We start from the raw sequence: 19,250 nt of genomic DNA, 5'->3' as shown, positions 1-19,250 counted from the left end.
CTAGGACATCGTGATTGCGTCGCTGAGGGGAACCGTCATCGACCTCGGGCTGGGCTCGGCGGTCATCGAGTGCGCTGGCGTGGGCTACCAGGTGCTCGCCGCGCCGCGGACCTTGGCGGAGCTGCGCCGGGGCGAGGAGGCCTTCGTGCTCACCAAGTTCGTGGTGCGCGAGGACGCCCAGACGCTCTACGGCTTCCTGGATGCCGATTCGCGGGACATGTTCGTCCTGCTCCAGACCGTCTCTGGGTTGGGTCCTCGCCTAGCGCTGGCGGCGCAGGCCGTGTACACCACCGGCGAGCTGGCGGCCCACATCCGCGGCGGGGACGCCAAGGCGCTGCAGAAGATCCCCGGCGTGGGAAAGCGCATGGCCGAGCGGCTCATCGTGGATCTCAAGGACAAGGTCGCCGAGGTCGAGGAGCTGCCGGGCGCCCCGGCCGTCTCGGCGGGCGCCACCGCCTCCGGGGCTAACCTCGAGCAGGTCATCGAGGCTCTGGTCGGGCTGGGCTTCCGGGAGAAGGACGCCGAGGCCACCGTTACCGCCGTGGCCAGCCAGAACCCGGAGCTCGCCACCGGCGAGGTGCTGCGCAGCTCGCTCAACGCGCTGGGTTCGAAACGCTAGCGGCCAATCGGGGCGCGGCAGGTGCGCCGCGGCTAACGTTGTAGTGAGCAGAGCCGTTCATGAGGGTTGACCGGCGCTGCAGGAAAGTACGAACAAAGTACCGATAAGTAAGGAAGGGCGCGGACGTGGCCAACGTGGAAAAGACGGAGTTCCGGCTGCCGGAGCCCCAGCCGAAGGCTTCGCCCGCCCGCTCCGCGGACGTCGACGCCCGCGCGCAGGAGGGGGAGGCGGATCAGGAGGTCTCGCTGCGCCCTCGATCTCTTGGCGAGTTCATCGGCCAGCCGAAGGTGCGCGACCAGCTCGACCTCGTCCTCACCGGCGCGAAGAAGCGCGGGGTGACCCCGGACCATGTTCTGCTGTCCGGCCCGCCCGGCCTGGGCAAGACCACGATGGCCATGATCATCGCCTACGAGCTGGGCACCAGTTTGCGCATGACCTCCGGTCCCGCGCTGGAGCGCGCCGGCGACCTCGCGGCCATGCTGTCCAACCTCATGGAGGGCGACGTCCTGTTTATTGACGAGATCCACCGCATGGCCCGCCCGGCGGAGGAAATGCTCTACATGGCGATGGAGGACTTCCGCATCGACGTCATCGTGGGCAAGGGGCCGGGTGCCACCTCCATCCCGCTCGAGCTAGCGCCGTTCACCCTGGTGGGCGCCACTACGCGCTCGGGCATGCTCACCGGCCCGCTTCGCGACCGCTTCGGTTTCACCGCGCAGATGGAGTTCTATGGGGTCGACGACCTCACCAAGGTGGTCACCCGCGCGGCCTCCATCCTCGGCGTGCCCATCGACGCCGACGCCGCCACCGAGATCGCCTCCCGCTCGCGGGGAACACCGCGTATCGCCAACCGCCTGCTGCGCCGCGTGCGCGACTTCGCCGAGGTGCACTCGGATGGCCACATCGATCTCGCCGCCGCGCGCGCTGCGCTCATCGTCTTCGACGTCGACGAGATGGGCCTCGACCGTCTCGACCGCGCGGTGCTGGAGGCGCTCATCAAAGGCCACGGCGGCGGACCCGTGGGCATCAACACCCTGGCCGTTGCCGTGGGGGAGGAGCCCTCCACCGTGGAGGAGGTCTGCGAGCCCTACCTCGTGCGCGCGGGCATGATCACCCGCACCGGGCGCGGGCGCGTGGCCACCGCCTTGGCCTGGCGCCACATCGGGCTCGAGCCGCCCGAGGGAGTCATGGGCACCCTGTACTAATGCGGCGGGTGCAAGCGAATCGCGGCGAAACGTCAATCTGACATTCGCCGCGAACTCTGGCACACTTGCTGGCTATGGAAAACATCATTATTCTGCTGGTCCTGCTCGCCATCATGATTCTGCCGTCGCTCATGATGCAGAGGAAGCAGAAGCAGCGCCTCGAGCAGATCCGTCAGCTACAGTCCCAGCTCGCCGTGGGCGACCGCGTCGTCACCACCGCGGGCATCTTCGCCACGGTCGCGGGCGTCGGGACGGAGACGGTGGACCTCGAGGTGGCAGAGGGCGTCGTGCTGACCTTCGAGAAGAGCGCTGTGATCCGGAGGGAGTTGGATGCGGGAGCATCCAACTCGTTAATCGAGTCCAACTCGGAAAACGGATCCAACTCGCTATTCGAGTCCAACTCGGAAAACGGATCCAACTCGTTAATCGAGTCCAACTCGGAAAACGGATCCAACTCGGAAAACGGATCCAACTCGGAAAACGAGTCCCACCCGAACATCGTGTCCGTTGAATCCGGTGAAGCCACTTCCGCTCCCGCGCCACGCGTGGAGGCGGAGGCGGAAGGCGTCGACAAGCGCGATGCCAAGGAAGCCTAGTCTCAATCGCTTCGCCTGGCTGCGCTAGCAGGGGCCGGAAACGGGAATGGCGTCGCCGCCGGCGTGGGCCGGTGGCGTACACTCTTAGCGGAACTGGGTTCTTTCACACCCCGCGGCGCGCCGAGCCCACATCGGAACCTGCGCGGGGCACGTGGGAACTTTCTTCGAGACGGCGCCACTAACCATCAAAAGAATCAACGGCGATCGGGTTAGGCGTGCCGTCTTGTCTTTGTACGTAGCAAGGAGTTATTCGAATTGTCTTCGCAATCACGAAGCGCGAAATCGCGATGGCGGACCTGGCCGAAGAAGGCGCTCGGCATCTTCGCTGTCCTCATCATCGTGATCTACGCTTTGATCTTCCTCACCGGGAACAAGACCGCGACGCCCCAGCTGGGCATCGACCTGCAGGGCGGTACCCGCGTCACCCTCGTGCCGCAGGGGCAGCAGCCCACCCAGGACCAGCTCAACCAGGCGCGCACAATCCTGGAGAACCGCGTCAACGGCATGGGCGTTACCGGCGCGAGCGTCGTGGCCGATGGCAACACCCTCGTCATCACTGTTCCGGGCAGCGATAGTTCCCAGGCACGCGCGCTGGGCCAGACCTCCCAGCTGCTGTTCCGACCGGTGAGCACGCCCAACAACCCGGACGTGACCACCCTGCTGCCCGCGTTGCAGCAGACGGCGAACCGCTGGGTCGAGGTGGGCGCGATCAGCGTCGACGATGCGAACGCCGCGATGAGCAAGCTCACCGACTCGCTCAATGCCTCCAACAAGCAGACCGACCCCAACGCGCAGGACCAGACGGCGCCGACCGTCACCTCCCAGCCGCCGGCTGAGCCTGCCAACTCCATCGAGGCGGAGCAGCTGCGCACGAAGGAGATCGACGTCCTCAAGGCCGACCGTCAGTCGACCGACGCCAACATCCAGATCGCCTCGGCGGCGCTTCTGCAGTGCGGCCCGGACAAGCAGGATCCGCTCCAGGGCACCGACGACCCGGCCCTGCCGCTGGTCACCTGCGACGCCACCAGCTCCACGCCTTACGTCCTGGGCGAGGCGCCGCTGCTGGTCGGCGAGACTGACCAGGTCAACGGCAAGCGCCTGACCGGCAACGAGATCGATACCAACAAGCCGATCACTGGCGGCCTCAACTCCCAGACCGGCCAGATGGAGATCTCCTTCTCCTTCAAGTCGGACAACGGCGACCAGGGCAGCGCCACGTGGTCGCAGCTGACCCAGGAGTACCTGCAGCAGCAGGTCGCCATCACGCTGGACTCCCAGATCATCTCCGCGCCGGTCATCCAGTCGGCCACCCCGGTCGGCTCCGCGACGGCGATCACCGGCGACTTCACCCAGACCGAGGCCCAGGAGCTGGCCAACAACCTCAAGTACGGCGCGCTGCCGCTCAGCTTCGCGGGTGAGAACGGCGAGTCCGGCGGCACCGCGATCACCGTTCCCGCCTCGCTGGGTATCGCCTCTCTCCAGGCGGGCCTCATCGCGGGCCTCGTGGGCCTGCTCGCGGTGGCGGCGTTCTCGCTGTTCTTCTACCGCTTCTTCGGCTTCATCTCGATGTTCTCGCTGGTGGCCTCGTTCGCGCTGGTCTACGGCGCGCTCGTCCTGCTCGGCCGCTGGATCGGCTACTCGCTCGACCTGGCGGGCATCGCCGGCCTCATCATCGGTATCGGCACCACCGCGGACTCCTTCGTGGTCCTCTACGAGAGGATCAAGGACGAGGTCCGCGAGGGCCGCACCTTCCGCTCGGCCGTGCCGCGTGGCTGGGACCGCGCTAAGCAGACCATCATCACCGGTAACGCGGTGACCCTCATCGCGGCCGTGGTCATCTACATCCTCGCCGTCGGTGAGGTGAAGGGCTTCGCCTTCACGCTGGGGCTGACCACCCTGTTCGACATCGTGGTTACCTTCCTTGTGACCGCGCCGCTGGTGGTGCTGGCCTCCCGCAAGCCGTGGACCTCCAAGCCCAGCGCCAACGGCCTGGGTAGGGTCATGGCCGTTGCCCGCGAGCATAAGGCAGCGCCCGCGGCGGAGACCGAAAAGACTCCGGCGGCAGAGGCAGAAAAGGCTGAAAAGGCACAAGAGGCAAAAGAGTCATCAGAAAAGGCAGAAGGAGAGGAGGAGTAACCCATCATGAGCAACACTGGAGTTTTGAACAAGCTGTACACCGGCGAGGGTGGGCTCGACTTCGTCGGCCGCCGCCGCACGTGGTACTCGATCGCCGCGGGCGTCATCGTGGTGTGCATCCTCGCGATCGCGCTGCGGGGATTCACCCTCGGCATCGACTTCGTGGGCGGAACGAAGATGAACCTGCCCGCCTCGGACCTCACCACCAGCGAGGTCTCCCAGACCTTCACCGACGCCACCGGGGTCACCCCGGAGTCGGTGCAGATCGTCGGCTCGGGTGACTCCCGCATCTTGGAGATCAGCTCCGTTCGCCTGAGCGAGGAGCAGATCGACGCCGCCCGTTCGGCGATGTACGACGCCTACAAGCCGGTCGACGCGGCCGGCACCCAGACCCCGGACGTCATCGGCGACTCGACGGTGTCCGAGTCGTGGGGCTCGACGATCACCAACCGCATGATCATCTCGATGCTGGTCTTCTTGGGCGCGGTGTTCGTCTACATCGCCGTGCGCCTCCAGCGCGAGATGGCCGTCGCCGCGATCGCCGCGCTCCTGGTCGACCTCATCGCCATCTCGGGCATCTACGCGCTCGTCGGCTTCGAGGTCACCCCGGCCACCGTCATCGGCCTGCTCACGGTCCTGGCGTTCTCCCTCTACGACACCGTCATCGTCTTCGACAAGGTGCGTGAGAACACGGCAGGCTACCTGGGCAACACCCGCCGCACCTACGCCGAGCACGCGAACCTGGCCATCAACCAGACGGTCATGCGCTCGATCTCCACCACCGTCATCTCCGCCCTGCCGATCTTGGCGCTCATGATCGTCGCCGTGTGGCTCATGGGCGTGGGCACGCTGAAGGACCTGGCGCTCGTGCAGCTCATCGGCGTCATCGAGGGTACGTTCTCCTCGGTGTTCCTGGCCACGCCGATCCTGGTCAGCCTGAAGAACCGCACGAAGGAGACAAAGGCCCACAACGAGAAGGTTGCCGCCTTCCGCGACCCCGAGCACCGCGCACCCGCGGACGAGGAGCCGGAGGAGCCCAAGGAACAGCCGAAGCGCCGGGTGGATTCTACCCAGACGCCGCGCTCGACCGGTGCCTCCTGGCGTCCCAACCGCTAAAAGCATTTCGCTTTCCGACACCTAAAGCATCGCACCCCATCTCCGATCACGGAGGTGGGGTGCGTGTATGTCGTGGGCCACACTGGGGATTTAACGGGACGCGTCACGGGTTTTATACTTTTTTAAGTATCCGATACCGTAGAAGGGGTACGGCCTCTCTACGAGGAATCCCTCAGGCTCACATCGACCCAAGTTATGGTGACAATGATTCGACCTAGCTCCGCTTCCGTGCGTTTGGCGGTCTTCTCCTCTCTCTGCGCGCTCGCCGTGGGGGCTGCCGCCTGCTCCACCGGTTCTGGCTCCGGCAGCAGCGACGAGGCCGCCGCCTTCGGCTACGCGGTCAACGAGCAACTCGTGACCACCAACGCGGGCACCAACGTGGGCGTGAGCACCAACGCTCAGGTGCTGGCCGGTCGCCTGTATCCCTCGGCGCACGTGCCCGGGCCGAAGGGGCAGCTCATCCCCAACTCGGACTTCGTCAACACCCAGGTCCTGCCCGGGGCCACCCAGCGGGTGATCTACAACATCTCCCAGGACGCCAACTACTCCGACGGCAAGCCCGTAACCTGCGATTCCTACCTCCTCGCCTTCACCGCCGGCAGCCTTCCCGATCTCTTCGACTCCCACCTGCCGCTCATGCAGCAGGTCGACCGGGTCGAGTGCACCCCCGGCTCGAAGCAGGCCACCGTCGTGTTCAAGGAGGGCTTCGGCGCCCGCTGGCGCCAGCTGTTCGGCCCCGGCGTGCTCATGCCCGCCCACGCGATCGCGGAGAAGGCCGGAATGAGCCTCGAGGAACTCAACGCGGCCGCCAGCAACAAGGACGAGGATGCGCTCGCCCCGGTGGCCGAGATCTGGAAGCACGGCTTCGACTTAAGCAACTTCGATCCGACGCTGCAGGTGTCCACCGGTCCCTACAAGATCGACTCCGTGGGCTCTGAGGGCCAGGTGGTCTTGAAGCGCAACGACGCCTACGTCGGGGAGAAGGCCGAACTGGACACACTCACGGTCTGGCCCAACAGCAAGAGCCTCAAGGACCTCGCCGACGGCGAAGGCCTGCAGGTGGCGGAGGCGGCGTCCACCTCCGCCCTCGACTGGATCAACACCGAGGACACCAACAATCCCTATCACGTGGAGTCCGAGGCGGGCGTGCTCACCGAACAGCTCTTCTTGAGCAACGCTGGCGTCTTCTACGACAAGGCGGCACGCCAGGCGTTCGCCGCCTGCATCGACCAGGCCTCCATCGCGTCGGTCTCCTTCGAGAAGTCCGGCGTCGACGTCCAACCGGTCGCGACCCGGGTGGTACGCGCCACCGACCCCGCGGCCAGCCAGATGAAGGACATCACCGACCCCCACCTCGCGGTGAACCTCGAGGCGGCGGCACCCCTGCGCGGACAGACCATCCGGGTGGGATACTCGGGCCCGAACGAAAGATTCGCCGCCATGGTTGAGGACATGAACCGCACCTGCCAGTCGGCGGGTATCACGGTCGTGGACGCCTCGGCCGACGCCTCCTCGCTCGGCAACCTGAGCAAGACCTCCGTCGACGCCGGGGGAGCGGAGACCTTCGTCCCCGGCAGCGCCGACGCGTTCATCCAGGCCGTCGACCCGATGTCGGAGTTCCCCACGATCGCCCCGGCGAGCACCGACATCCAGGGCATCCGCGCCGCGGAGACCGACTCCTGGGATCGGGTGGAAACCATCCCGCTCGCCTCGCAGCCGCGGGTGTTCGTGACTCACAAGGGCGTGGAGAACGTGGTGGCCAACACCGACACCTCGGGCATCGGGTGGAACATGAACAAATGGAAGTACTCGGCGAAGAAGTAGGCCCAATTCGCTCCTTGGAAACCACCCATTCACTAGGATTCTTGGGGGCGCGCTCGAGGTGCATCGAGCGTATTTGACGACACGCGCAAGGAGCGTACACACATGACCATTCAGTCATCCTTCACGTCGGCGAAGGACGCGCTGGCCAAGAAGACGAGGCTCGTGCCCAACTTCCCGGTGGAGGGGGTCTTGTTCGAGGACCTCACCCCGGTGCTCGCCGATGGCCTGGCCTTCCGGCTGATCGTCAACGAGCTCGCCGAGTTCGCCATGGAGTGCGAGGCGACCCTCATCGGCGGCCTCGACGCCCGCGGCTTCCTGCTCGGCTCCGCGGTGTCCTACCGGACCGCCAACGGCATCCTCGCCATCCGCAAGCGCGGGAAGCTCCCGCCGCCGGTCGTCTCCGAGGAGTACGCCCTCGAGTACGGCACCGCGGCGCTCGAGCTGCCCGCGGACTCCCTCGATCTCGCCGGTCAGCGCGTGGTGCTCATCGACGACGTTTTGGCCACCGGCGGGACCCTCGTGGCGGCCCGCAAGCTCATCGAGCGCTGCGGTGGTAGCGTCGTGGGCTACGGAGTGGTCCTCGAAGTCGATGGGCTCGGCGGGCGCGAAAGGCTCCCGACAAGCCGGTCTACGTCGTCAACCAATAGGGTTTGGCGCCGAGAGGCGTCGATAAGCGAAGAAGCGAAAAGCGAACGGCCGCGGCGGCGCTGTCTACAATGAACCTAAGGCCCGAGTGACGCCGGGGTGATGGGTCGCGCGCACACCGCGCGGCGGTACGTGAACGAGGGAGCACACAATGACGAATAATCGTTCGGTCAAACAGCAGAACCCCATGCGCAGCATGTCTGCTCGCCTCGCACGCAGCCTGACGGGCAACCGAGTCAAGGTCAACCCCGTCCTCGAGCCGCTGCTGAGCATCCACCGCGAGTTCCACCCCAAGGCGGACGCGGCGATTTTGGAGAAGGCCTACTCCACCGCAGAGCGCCTCCACGAGGGGGTCTACCGCAAGTCCGGGGACCCGTACATCACGCACCCGCTGGCCGTGGCCACAATCGCCGCGGAGATCGGCATGGACACCACCACGCTCGTCGCGGCGCTGCTGCACGATACCGTGGAGGACACCGACTATTCCCTCGACGACCTCAGCGCCGACTTCGGCGAGGAGGTCGCCCGTCTTGTCGATGGCGTGACCAAGCTGGACAAGGTGGCACTGGGAGCCGCTGCGGAGGCGGAGACCATCCGCAAGATGATCGTGGCCATGAGCCAGGACCCCCGCGTGCTGGTGATCAAGGTCGCCGACCGCCTGCACAACATGCGCACGATGCGCTTCCTCCCGCCGGAGAAGCAGGCCAAGAAGGCGCGGCAGACCCTCGAGGTCATCGCGCCGCTGGCGCACCGCCTGGGCATGGCGAGCATCAAGTGGGAGCTCGAGGACCTTTCGTTCGCGATCCTGTACCCGAAGAAGTACCAGGAGGTGGTCCGCCTCGTCGCGGACCGGGCGCCCTCGCGCGACCGCTACCTGAAGGAGATCATCGCCCAGCTCCAGTCGGCGCTGAAGGAAAACCACATCGAGGCGGAGGTCATGGGCCGCCCGAAGCACTACTGGTCGATCTACCAGAAGATGATCGTGCGCGGGAAGGACTTCGAGGAGATCTTCGACCTCGTGGGCATCCGCGTGCTGGTGGACTCGGTGAACAACTGCTACGCGGCCATCGGCGTGGTTCACTCGATTTACGCGGCGATGCCGGGCCGGTTCAAGGACTACATCTCGAGCCCGAAGTTCGGCGTGTACCAGTCGCTGCACACGACCGTCATGGCCGAGGGCGGCAAGCCGCTCGAGGTCCAGGTGCGCACGCACGAGATGCACTACAACGCCGAGTTCGGCATCGCCGCGCACTGGCGCTACAAGGAAACCAAGGGCCACCAGGGCGGGGAGCAGGCCGAGGTCGACCAGATGGCCTGGATGCGCCAGCTGCTCGACTGGCAGAAGGAGGCCGCGGACCCGAACGAGTTCCTCGACAGCCTGCGCTACGACCTCACGAGCAAGCAGATCTTCGTGTTCACGCCGAAGGGCGACGTGGTCAACCTGCCGATCAACTCCACCCCGGTGGACTTCGCCTACGCGGTGCACACCGAGGTGGGCCACCGCTGCATCGGCGCGAAGATCAACGGCAAGCTCGTGGCGCTCGAGTCCAAGCTCAAGTCCGGCGACCGCGTGGAGATTTTCACCAGCAAGGACCAGAACGCCGGTCCCTCGCGCGACTGGCAGGAGTTCGTGGTTTCCCCGCGCGCCAAGGCGAAGATCCGCCAGTGGTTTGCCAAGGAGCGCCGCGAGGAATACCTGGAGGCCGGGCGCGACGCGCTGGCCGCCGAGGTCCAGCGCGGCGGCCTGCCGATGCACCGCCTGTTTACCGCGCAGTCGATGAAGCAGGTGGCCACGGAGCTGCACTACCCGGACGTCGACGCCCTCTACACCGCCATCGGCTCCGGGTCGGTCTCGGCCCAGCACGTGGCCAACCGTCTCATGGCAGCCTTCGGCGATGCCGACGAGGCCGAGGACACCCTCGTCTCCCGCACCCCGTTCAGCGAGCTGGTGGGGCAGAAGCAGCAGGTCTCCGACGAGAACGGCATCCTCGTGGAGGGCAGCCCCGACGTCATGGCCAAGCTGGCCAAGTGCTGCATGCCGGTGCCCGGCGACGACATCTTCGGGTTCGTCACCCGCGGCGGCGGCGTCTCCGTGCACCGAACGGACTGCACCAACGCCGACAAGCTGCGCGACGAGCCCGAGCGCCTCATCTCCGTCTCCTGGGCGGCCGAGGGCGGTTCCGTGTTCGCCGCGACCCTGCAGCTAGAGGCACTTGACCGCAACGGCCTGCTCATGGAGCTCACCCGCGTTATCAACGAGCAGAAGGTGTCCGTGGTGTCGATGAACTCCCACGCCTCCGAGGACCACGTGGCCACCGTGCGCTTCACCTTCAGCGTCTCCGACACCAAGCAGCTGGGTGCGCTCATGACGCAGCTACGCAACACGGAGGGCGTGTTCGACGTCTACCGTGTGACCACCGGCGGCTAGGCTCGAGCCACAAGCGACGACATTCAAAGGAAGCAAAAAGAGCATCCGGGAGGAATTCTCGGATGCTCTTTGCTCATTTAATCGCGGGAACTGAGGTACTAGATGAGCGACTGAATGCGCAGGGCGAAGGTGATGCCTGCAGCAACGACGCTTAGCACCGCAGCGGCAACAGTGAACCACTTGTAGGCGTCTGAGTCGGTGATCTGCTTGGAGGAAGTTGCGAGGGTGTCCACGAAGGAGACGATGTTCGAGGAGGTCGAGGTACCGGCGGTATCAGCGGCCGAGTCGACGGTGCTCACGGTGGTGTCGGATGCGGCGGAGGCGTCGGAGGACTGAGCCATCGCGGGCGCGGCGAGCGCGCCGGAAGTAAGGGCCACGGAGGTGGCGACGGCGACGAGCGAGGTGCGGTTCATCAGCTTCATGAGGAGTATTCCTTCAACTTTCTTTCAACGATGGCGATAGGAGAAGACAACAAGGGACACGTTAGTAGCGATGCCCCCAATGTCGAGCCAAGGCAAGCAAATTCGCAGGTTTCGGATGACCCCGCGCCTACCCCTTTTCGCGCGCACTCCCGGGGAGCGGCGGTGGGAGAAGGGGCGCGGGATACAGGTATGAGAAATCCCTCCGCGCGCTAAGCGCAGCGAAGGGATAACGCAAGGATCGTCAGCGAGCCTTGGATTACTTGGAGAGGCTGCCAACCTTAGCGGCGAAGGTCACGGCTGCGGTGAGCACGGAGATGACGGTGCCGACGATGGAGATCCAAGCGGCGATCTGCTTCGGATCGATCTTGCCGTTGGAATCGGAGGAGCCAGCGAGCAGGTCGGAGGAGGCGTTAGAGGCGGCCCCAGGGTCGGTGCCCGTTTCATCTGTCGCGGCGGTATCGGTGGTGGTGGAGGAGCCGAGGTTCGCGGAACCCTGGGTGGTCGTGACTGGGGTGTTGTCCTGCGCGAAGGCCGGAGCGGAGAGGGAGCCAGCGGTCAGAGCGGTGGCGGTGGCGACAGACAGGAGTGCCTTGCGGGAAAACAGCTTCATGAAATGTCCTTCGAGGAGGGGGTTTAAATTTCTCGGACATGCTAACTCATAATCCCCCTTCGCGCAACGGTGGCGCGGCACCACCTGAACATAAGAATCAAGTGAGAAGAGCGTGAGAGGGCAAACTACTGGAACGGTGCGACCACCTTTGATGCATCGCCGCTGATTAATCCACGTTTCGCCCCCGTCACCTTAATTAGCTGCACAAAAGCAGTTGCGGGGGTAAAAAATACCGGAAACGGTAACCCCGTCTCCGGTATTTAGAAAACGATCGAAATTCAGCTAGCTCGCGACCACAGCCTTGGTGATGCGGACCTCCTCGGCGGGCGCGCCGTCGGAGCCGCCATCCTGCACGCCCGCGGCGGCGATGGAGTCGAGGCTGGCAAGGCCCGTGTCGCTGATCTGGCCGAAGTAGGTGTACATCGGCGGCAGCGGGGAATCCTGGTAGTTGAGGAAGAACTGCGAGCCGTTCGTGTCCTGGCCAGCGTTGGCCATCGCGATCGAGCCGCGCGGGTAGATCACCGGGGTATTGGTGTCAGTGGCCTCGTCGGTCGGGTATTCGTTGGCGAACTGGAAGCCCGGGCCGCCGCTGCCCTGGCCGGTCGGGTCGCCGCACTGGAGTACGTAGATGCCCTGGGTGGTCAGGCGGTGGCAGACGGTGTCGTCGTAGTAGCCGGCCTGCGCGAGGTGCTCGACGGCGTTGACCGTGCACGGGGAGACGCTGCGGTCGAGCTCCATGGGGATGTCGCCCTTGTTGGTCTGCAGCGTGACGGTGACGGTGCCCGTCGCGGAGACGTTCTCGGTGGCCGGGGCGTCGACGGCCTTAGCGGCGGTGCCGGAGGCGGGGTAGGAGCAGGTGACGGTGTCGCCAAGCGGCTGAGAGCGGGTGAGCGCGAGCGGCTGGTAGTCGGCGGTGGCCGACGTGGTGGCCGCGGCGGTGTTCTCCGCCTTGTTGTCATTGCTCTGATTGTTCAGATAGACGATGCCGCCGACGATGACGGCGATGGCCACGGCCGCGGCAGCGGCGACGCCGAGCGGGCGAGTCTTCTCCGCGCGGTCGCGAGACTTGATCTCTTTCTCCAGCGCGCGCAGCGACTGCTCGCGGCGTTCCTTGTTCGAACTCACCTTGTTAAACCTCTAGTTCTCGCATCCGGCGCTCGGGGAAAGACCCGCGCACCGCGGGGATGTACAGACAAACTCCCCACGAGTCTACCTGCGGGGCGCCGGGCGGGAGCAATCGCTACGGGTGCCCGCGCCCGCGAGTGCCCGCGAGAGCGCACTCCAGGAGATTATTTGTGGCGGCCACTGGCCGCGATTCCTAAGATGTGAGGCATGGCTAATACTCACTTCCAAGGCACCACCGTGTCCACCATCGGCGAGCTTCCCGCCGTCGGCTCCCAGCTGCCCGCCTTCGCGCTCGTCGGCACCGACCTCGCCGAGGTCACAGGCGCCGACTTCGAGGGCAAGCAGATCATCCTCAACATCTTCCCGTCCATCGACACCGGCGTGTGCGCGCAGTCGGTGCGCCGCTTCAACGAGGAGGCCGCCGCGCTGGAGAACACCGTCGTGCTGTGCGTCTCCGAGGATCTCCCCTTCGCCCAGGCTCGCTTCTGCGGCGCGGAGGGCATCGAGAACGTGGTCAGCGCGTCTGCGTTCCGCTCGACCTTCGGCAAGGACTTCGGCGTGACGCTGCTGGATTCCCCGCTCAAGGGGCTTCTGGCCCGCTCCGTCGTGGTGGCGGACGCCGAAGGCGTCGTCAAGCACGTGCAGCTGGTTGACGAGATCACCACCGAGCCCGACTACGAGGCAGCGCTCAAGGCACTGTAAGCGGCGCTTCCTACGCCCTCGTTTCTTTCGCGGAACGGGGGCTTTACGCTTTTGGCTTGTCGACGCTAAAGCCTAGACTGTCAACGCGAGAAACAACCAAGAAGGAAGAACTCATGGAGATTCGCGGCTTCGCCACCGGCCCCTACCAAACCAACTGCTACCTGGTCTACGACGCGCTCGACAACAAAGTCACGGTGATCGACCCGGGCATGCACGCGGCAGCAAAGCTCGTGGAGTTCTTCGACGAGACCGGGCTCGAGCCGGTGCAGATCGTGCTCACCCACGGCCACATCGACCACACCCGCGACGCGGGGACCCTGGCCGCCCGCTACCAGGTGCCGGTGTACATCCACCCGAACGACGAGTTCATGCTCGACGCGGGCGACGGCGTCTCCGAGAAGTCGAAGATTCTCTTCGACGCGAAGAACATGACCCCCATCAAGGACCTGCGCCACCTTTGTAACGGAGAGGCCCTCGAGATCGCGGGGGAGCAGTTCGTCCCGCGCCACGCGCCGGGCCACTCGCCGGGCTCGACGCTGCTGGTGGGGTCCGAGATCTGCTTCAGCGGCGACGTGCTCTTCCGCGGTTCGATCGGCCGCACCGACCTTGTGCAGTCCTCCCCGGAGGACATGCAGGTGACCCTGCGCGACGTGGTGCTGCCGCTAGACGACGCCCTGCAGGTGCTGCCCGGCCACGGCGGGACCACCACCATCCGCGCCGAACGCATGACCAATCCCTTTCTTCAGGCGTTCAGGGATTAAACTGTATGACCGTGACTGACAAGAAGAAGCTCCAAGTAATCACGGCGCCCAAGGGCGTTCCGGAATACCTCCCGCCCGTCTCTCCCGAGTTCCTCGCCGTGCGCGACATGTTCGCGCACCAGGCGCACCTGGCGGGCTACGAGCACATCGAGCTTCCCGTCTTCGAGGACACCACCTTGTTCGCCCGCGGCGTGGGCGAGTCCACCGACGTGGTGACCAAGGAGATGTACACCTTCGCCGACCGCGGCGGGCGCTCGGTGACCCTTCGACCGGAGGGCACCGCGGGCGTCATGCGCGCCGTCATCGAGCACAACCTCGGCCGCGGCCAGCTTCCGGTGAAGCTCAACTACTACGGCCCCTTCTTCCGCTACGAGCGCCCGCAGGCCGGCCGTTACCGCCAGCTGCAGCAGGTGGGGATCGAGGCCATCGGCGTCGACGACCCGGCGCTTGACGCCGAGGTCATCGCCTTAGCCGACCGCAGCCTCAAGGCCATCGGGCTTTCCGGCTATCGCCTCGAGCTCACCAGCCTGGGCGACAACAACTGCCGCCCGGCCTACCGCGAGAAGCTCCAGGAGTTCCTGTTCACGCTCCCGCTGGACGAGGAGACCCGCCACCGCGCGGAGATCAACCCGCTGCGCGTGCTCGACGACAAGCGCCCGGAGGTGCGCGAGATGACCGCGGACGCGCCCCTCATGCTGGACAACCTCAACGACGAGTCGAAGCGCCACTTCGACACCGTCCTCCAGCTGCTCACTGACCTCGGCGTGGCCTTCGAGGTCAACCCGCGCATGGTCCGCGGCCTCGACTACTACACCAAGACCACCTTCGAGTTCGTCCACGACGGCCTCGGCGCGCAGTCCGGCATCGGCGGCGGCGGGCGCTACGACGGCCTCATGGCCCAGCTCGGCGGCCAGGACCTCTCCGGCATCGGCTACGCCCTCGGCGTCGACCGCTGCCTGCTTGCCCTCGAGGCGGAGAAGCAGACCATGACCGACGGCTCCCGCGTCGCCGTCTACGGCGTGCCCATGGGCGCGGACGCCAAGCGCGAGATGGTGCGCATCATCGACCAGCTGCGCGCAGCCGGCATCCGCGCCGACATGGCCTACGGAGACCGCGGCCTCAAGGGGGCCATGAAGGGCGCCGACAAGGCGGGCGCGCGCTTCGCCCTCGTGCTCGGCGACCGCGAGCTGGAGAACAAGACCGTGGCCGTCAAGGACTTGGCGGCCCACGAGCAGCACGACATCGCCCTCGACGAGGTGGTAGCGGAGCTCGGCAAGCGGCTCGCGCAGTAGCCGCCTAGACAACGAAAAGGCCAGCTCCCGGGGACCAGTACAGGTAACGGGGGCTGGCCTTATTTCGCGCCAGGGACTAGCACTCGGTGAGGTTGACCGGCAGCCCCAGCTGCACGGCGAGCCCGCCGGTGGCGGTCTCCTTGTACTTGGAGAGCATGTCGCGGCCGGTGCTGGCCATCGTGCGCACGGCGTCGTCGAGGGTGACCCGGTGGTTACCGGTGCTCAGCAGCGCGAGGCGCGCGGCGTTGACGGCCTTGACCGCGCCGATGGCGTTGCGCTCGATGCAGGGTATCTGCACGAGCCCGCCCACCGGGTCGCAGGTGAGCCCCAGGTTGTGCTCGAGGGCGACCTCGGCCGCGTGCTCGACCTGCTCGGGGTCGCCGCCCAAGAGTTGGCACAGCCCGGCCGCCGCCATCGCGGATGCCGACCCCACCTCGCCTTGGCAGCCGACCTCAGCGCCGGAGATGGAGGCGTTTTCCTTGATGATGATGCCCACGGCCGCCGCGGTGAGCAGGTAGTCGCGGTGCGCGTCGGCAGGCAGTCCGGGGAGGAACTCGGCCGCGTAGCGCATCACCGCGGGCACGATGCCTGCCGCGCCGTTCGTGGGCGCGGTCACCACCTGCCCGCCCGCGGCGTTTTCCTCGTTCACGGCCAGCGCGTACAGGTTGATCCACTCCATCGCGCGCAGGGGGTCGGCGTCGTTGCTTGCCGACGCCTCCCGCAGGTGGCGGTGGAGCTCCGGCGCGCGGCGGTGGACCTTAAGGCCGCCGGGCAGCGTCCCCTCGGTGCGAAGCCCACGGTCGATGCAGGCCTGCATGACCTCCCACACGCGATCAAGGTGGCGGGTGACCGTGGCCTGGTCGCCGTGCAGGCTCGTCTCGTTGGCGAGCATGATCTCGGGGATGCTGAGACCGTTGTCGACGCACACCTCGAGCAGCTCGCGGGCGGTGGAGAAGGGATAGGGCATCTCGCCGCATCGGCCGGTGGTGGACACGCCCGATCCCAGGGGCTTGCCGCTTTGCTCGGAGGCGCGCATCTGCGCCTCGGTGAGGATGAATCCGCCGCCGACGGAGAAGTAGGTGTCCGTCTCCTCGCGTTGCCCCTCCTTCGTGGAAAAGGCCAGGCAGTTGGGGTGCTTGGGGTGTGGCGAGCGGTCGAAGGCGAGCTCGTAGCTCACCGTGCCCTTCGGGCCGGAGACGGTGCCGCGCGCCGGGATCGCCGCGCCGAAGGGGATCCCGTCGGTGTCGGAGACGTGCTCCGGATCGTAGCCCACGAGTCCGAGCAGGACCGCGCGGTCGGTGCCGTGGCCCGCGCCGGTGGCCGCGAGCGAGCCTCGGAGCAGGATCTTCACGAGGCTTCCCTCGGTGACGTGGTTGGTGGAAAAGTCGAGGGCCGCCCGCATGGGGCCGACGGTGTGGGAGGAGGATGGTCCCACGCCGATGCTGAAAAGATCGAGGGTACTGATGGTCACGTGTCGGATCCTTCGCGAGAAGAGGTGGTGTGGTTCACCATTCTAGGGGAGCCAAACTCAGTGTACCTGTCGAGTGATAGAAATCTAAATCGGGTGCTCGATGTAGCGCAGCAGACCCTGGGCGTCCGAGCCGGAGATGATCCCCAGCGGCTTCTGCGCCTCCAACCCCGCCTCGGAGATGATGAGCGCTTGGGGCAGCCGGTTGCCCGGCGTGGGGGTGGACAGCAGCGTAAGCGCCTTCTGAATGGAGGCGGTCTTCGGGAGGAAGTGGCAGCGGCGCACCTCCATGCCGAGCTGCGGGGCGTGGGCGATGATCTCGCCCGCGGTCACGGCGGGGTTCGCGCCGCGGGCGGCCACCCAGGTGAACAGGTTGCTGGCGGTCAGCAGGGCGGAGAAGACGTGCTCGGGGGTGTAGATCGGGAACTTGGCGATGTGGTCGCTGCCATGGGCGTCGAAAAGCTCCTGCAACCTGGTGCCGGGCTCGAACGTGATGGGCGGGCGCTGCTGCTCCTCGAGGCAGAAGTCGAGGGCGCGCTTGGGGGAGGTGAGCGAGCTGCGGATCCGCCCGATGTGCTCCACGGTCTCTGGGAGCGGGATGGCGATGGGCAGGAGCTCCTTGGAATACCTGCCGTGCGCGATCGCGTTGCGCAGCTGCGAGAACTCGACAAGCGCATCGGCCTGGTTGCCAGTGAGCAGTCCGTCCTTGAGCGCCTGGCGGACCATCCACGTGAAGCTGTCGCGGTTGTCGGCGCGGGCGTGCTTCTTGAGGACGAGCTCGATCTCGTTGAAGTGGGCAAGGAACGTGGTCGCGCGGAGGCGGTCGCTGTCGGTGGCGCTCATGACCTCCAGTCTCCCACGAAACGCCGCAGCGAGGGCGGGAACGCTAGGCCTGCTGGTCGGCGCACCTGCGGTCGATGGCCATGAGCGAGACGAGCTCGTTGGCGGCGCGCGTGATGCGGGCGGAGACGTGCTGTTGATTCTCGGGGCGGGAATCGGACGGAGTCAGCAGGATGCCGGTGGGGACGATGGCCGTGCGCAGGTAGGCGAACAGCGGGCGGACCGCGTACTCGAGGACGAGCGCGTGGCGCGGCGAGCCGCCGTTGGCCGCGATGAGAACGGGGATTCCCTCGAGCGCGCGGGGCGGGATGCAGTCGAAGAACATCTTGAACAGGCCCGAGTAGCTCGACTGATACACCGGGGTGACCGCGATGATCGCGTCGGAGGAGATGAGCGAGTCGATGGCATCCGCGAGCGCGGGCGACTTCTTGCCTCCGTCAAGCAGGCAGTCGACGAGGTCGTGGCCGATCGCCTTGATCGCCAGCTCCCTAATTTCCAGGGTCGTGCCTTGATTCTTGGCGATGGCGGCGGCGCGTTCGGCGATGCGCTGGCCGAGGTGGAAAGAGCTCGATGGGGAGGAAACCCCCGCGTGGACGATCGTCAGAGTGCTCATGGGGCACAGTGTAGTGCGGCGCCTGCGGCGAGACGCAAGCGGAGGATAGAGAAGTTCGGTGGGACCCCGGGGCGGCGGGAATCGGGTTGGGAAGCCTACATGGGGTAGGCGAAGTGCGGGCCGTTCTTGCAGCCGACCAGGAAGATATCCACGGCCTTGGACACGTCGTAGGGGTAGTCGTAGTCGAGGCCCACGTCAAACTGCGGCGGGGTGTACAAGGCGATAAGCCCCTGGAGGAAGTCGAGTAGGCCGACCGACTCGTGGAGGAGCCCCATCTCGCGCAAAGTGCCGACCATCTCCTGGACCTTGGTGACGAACTCCTCGCGGATGTCGATGAGCGTGGAGTCCAGCGACTCCAGCGGCGCGGTCATGAGCGCGGGGACCAGCACGTTGATTCCGCACGGGATGGTGCGGGGGATGATCTCGCGTAGCTTCTTCTCCGGGTCGGAGCCCTCGGCGCGGAACTCCTGCTGGGTGGTGGTGAGGATGTTCATCTGCTGCTTGGTGATCTGGATGATGCAGTGATAGATGAGGTCGTTGCGGGTGGAGAAGTTACGGTAGAGGGTGGCGATGCCGACCCCGGCGCGCTCGGCCACGGACTCCAGGGTCATGTGCTGGCCGTTCTTGATGAGCAGTTCGCAACCTGCGTCGATGATGAGCTGGCGGCGGCGGGCGGCATCGGAACGCACTGAATACCTACAATTCTTCAAACAAACAACGAGCGCGGGCGTCTCCGTGTGGGTACGGGTGGCGGCGCCGCGGAACTCATTGATTATTTCATGTTCTTCGCTGTTTCGTGGCGTCTGCGTCGTCGAAAAGGGAAGATTCTTGAAAATGCTCAAGATTTG

17 protein-coding genes and 1 pseudogene are annotated in these 19,250 nt (G+C 66.0%); 11 read left to right on the top strand and 7 right to left on the bottom strand.

Translation table 11 applies throughout. From position 1 onward, the window contains the following. Positions 1–10 precede the first annotated feature (10 nt). The 8 genes and pseudogenes from ruvA to B843_RS07780 all read left to right on the top strand — a co-directional run bounded on the left by ruvA (position 11) and on the right by B843_RS07780 (position 10,569). The gene (gene ruvA, locus B843_RS07815; RefSeq protein WP_025252955.1) at positions 11–619 is read left to right on the top strand and encodes a Holliday junction branch migration protein RuvA; all 609 of its coding nucleotides are present in this window, start codon (positions 11–13) and stop codon (positions 617–619) included. Between the two features lie 125 nt (positions 620–744). Then, positions 745–1,824 carry a Holliday junction branch migration DNA helicase RuvB gene (ruvB, locus tag B843_RS07810; RefSeq protein WP_025252954.1) on the top strand — a complete coding sequence of 360 codons (1,080 nt, stop codon included), beginning with the start codon at positions 745–747 and terminating at the stop codon, positions 1,822–1,824. Positions 1,825–1,898: 74 nt separating this feature from the next. Then, positions 1,899–2,420, top strand: a complete 522-nt coding sequence (gene yajC / locus B843_RS13265; protein ID WP_051483476.1) for a preprotein translocase subunit YajC — start codon at positions 1,899–1,901, stop codon at positions 2,418–2,420. Positions 2,421–2,675: 255 nt separating this feature from the next. Beyond that, entirely contained in the window at positions 2,676–4,556 is a 1,881-nt protein-coding gene (gene secD / locus B843_RS07800; protein ID WP_025252952.1) for a protein translocase subunit SecD, read from the top strand. 6 nt (positions 4,557–4,562) lie between these two features. Then, entirely contained in the window at positions 4,563–5,672 is a 1,110-nt protein-coding gene (gene secF, locus B843_RS07795) for a protein translocase subunit SecF (protein WP_025252951.1), read from the top strand. 204 nt (positions 5,673–5,876) lie between these two features. Then, complete coding sequence (locus B843_RS07790; RefSeq protein ID WP_034650764.1) at positions 5,877–7,496, top strand: ABC transporter substrate-binding protein; 1,620 nt, start codon at positions 5,877–5,879, stop codon at positions 7,494–7,496. A gap of 102 nt (positions 7,497–7,598) precedes the next feature. Further along, positions 7,599–8,143 (top strand): annotated as a pseudogene (locus B843_RS07785) (adenine phosphoribosyltransferase). Positions 8,144–8,292: 149 nt separating this feature from the next. Then, positions 8,293–10,569, top strand: coding sequence for a RelA/SpoT family protein (locus B843_RS07780; RefSeq protein ID WP_025252949.1), 2,277 nt, complete (start codon positions 8,293–8,295; stop codon positions 10,567–10,569). Between the two features lie 98 nt (positions 10,570–10,667). Here B843_RS07780 and B843_RS07775 read toward each other — a convergent pair whose 3' ends face one another. The 3 genes from B843_RS07775 to B843_RS07765 form a co-directional block, all read right to left on the bottom strand. Next, positions 10,668–10,991 carry a hypothetical protein gene (locus B843_RS07775; protein WP_025252948.1) on the bottom strand — a complete coding sequence of 108 codons (324 nt, stop codon included), beginning with the start codon at positions 10,989–10,991 and terminating at the stop codon, positions 10,668–10,670. 256 nt (positions 10,992–11,247) lie between these two features. Then, positions 11,248–11,601 carry a hypothetical protein gene (locus tag B843_RS07770; RefSeq protein WP_025252947.1) on the bottom strand — a complete coding sequence of 118 codons (354 nt, stop codon included), beginning with the start codon at positions 11,599–11,601 and terminating at the stop codon, positions 11,248–11,250. Between the two features lie 282 nt (positions 11,602–11,883). Further along, positions 11,884–12,726, bottom strand: coding sequence for a peptidylprolyl isomerase (locus tag B843_RS07765; RefSeq protein ID WP_025252946.1), 843 nt, complete (start codon positions 12,724–12,726; stop codon positions 11,884–11,886). A 207-nt stretch (positions 12,727–12,933) separates the two neighbouring features. Here B843_RS07765 and tpx point away from each other — a divergent pair, with 207 nt between their 5' ends. The 3 genes from tpx (at position 12,934) to hisS (ending at position 15,481) form a co-directional block, all read left to right on the top strand. Beyond that, entirely contained in the window at positions 12,934–13,428 is a 495-nt protein-coding gene (gene tpx / locus B843_RS07760) for a thiol peroxidase (protein ID WP_025252945.1), read from the top strand. A gap of 113 nt (positions 13,429–13,541) precedes the next feature. Beyond that, positions 13,542–14,189: an MBL fold metallo-hydrolase gene (locus tag B843_RS07755; RefSeq protein ID WP_025252944.1), complete on the top strand. Its 648-nt coding sequence runs from the start codon at positions 13,542–13,544 to the stop codon at positions 14,187–14,189. Between the two features lie 11 nt (positions 14,190–14,200). Further along, a complete protein-coding gene (hisS, locus tag B843_RS07750) occupies positions 14,201–15,481 on the top strand; it encodes a histidine--tRNA ligase (RefSeq protein WP_025252943.1) in 1,281 nt (426 codons plus the stop codon). 76 nt (positions 15,482–15,557) lie between these two features. Here the strand turns inward: hisS and B843_RS07745 are convergent, their stop codons facing one another. The 4 genes from B843_RS07745 to B843_RS07730 form a co-directional block, all read right to left on the bottom strand. Further along, entirely contained in the window at positions 15,558–16,952 is a 1,395-nt protein-coding gene (locus tag B843_RS07745; protein WP_025252942.1) for an L-serine ammonia-lyase, read from the bottom strand. An 84-nt stretch (positions 16,953–17,036) separates the two neighbouring features. Next, on the bottom strand, positions 17,037–17,792 hold the full coding sequence (locus B843_RS07740; RefSeq protein WP_025252941.1) for a CBS domain-containing protein: 756 nt from the start codon (positions 17,790–17,792) through the stop codon (positions 17,037–17,039). Positions 17,793–17,835: 43 nt separating this feature from the next. Beyond that, complete coding sequence (locus B843_RS07735; RefSeq protein WP_025252940.1) at positions 17,836–18,402, bottom strand: CE1759 family FMN reductase; 567 nt, start codon at positions 18,400–18,402, stop codon at positions 17,836–17,838. A 95-nt stretch (positions 18,403–18,497) separates the two neighbouring features. After that, entirely contained in the window at positions 18,498–19,091 is a 594-nt protein-coding gene (locus B843_RS07730) for a TetR/AcrR family transcriptional regulator (RefSeq protein ID WP_025252939.1), read from the bottom strand. Between the last annotated feature and the right edge of the window lie 159 nt (positions 19,092–19,250).

The organism is Corynebacterium vitaeruminis DSM 20294, from assembly GCF_000550805.1.
Classification (GTDB): Bacteria; Actinomycetota; Actinomycetes; order Mycobacteriales; family Mycobacteriaceae; genus Corynebacterium; species Corynebacterium vitaeruminis.
This window is presented reverse-complemented; position numbering and strand designations above follow the sequence as displayed.